At 42.7% G+C, this 489-nt stretch carries 1 pseudogene; it reads right to left on the reverse strand.

Annotated features, from left to right (window positions below):
• Positions 1 to 303: 303 nt before the first annotated feature.
• Positions 304 to 489: pseudogene (locus BLO31_RS24110) on the reverse strand (transposase); the annotation flags it as partial.

Below are 489 nucleotides of genomic sequence, written 5' to 3' on the forward strand. Positions count from 1 at the left end.
ATGATGCCTTAGATCTCTAACAAAAATTCGCTGACACAGAATTCTGAACGCCCTCTCTGGCATCTCTATTAAATCTAAACCTTCCACTTAAAAAATCTTTTATAGGATATGTGTAGCTGTAGGGTCTCTGACCGCACTCTTTTGCGCATCGTCCGTTGCCATTCTTTAGCTCATAGCCGGATAACTAGCCCCTCACTAATGAATTAGTGTGGGGTTTTAATGGGGGTGTCCTGATGGAGATTTATGCTTTGCTTTTTTCAAAGTCCTCTAGGACCCTGTATATAATTCTGTGTAACTGTCGGGTTACATGTATTCAGTGAGTCGATCTTCGAACATAATCATTAAAGCGGTTTAGCGCTTGTCGCCAGTTTCAAATCGGCATCGTCCACCTTTCTAGCGGATTCATCCGTTGGGAAGAGCTTACGCTTCTTGATCGTTTTTCTAATTACGCTGTTGAGAGATTCAATGGCGTTAGTCGTGCCCGATTTC

The sequence above is a fragment of the Vibrio sonorensis genome (assembly GCF_001854765.1).
GTDB classification, from domain to species: domain Bacteria; phylum Pseudomonadota; class Gammaproteobacteria; order Enterobacterales; family Vibrionaceae; genus Vibrio; species Vibrio sonorensis.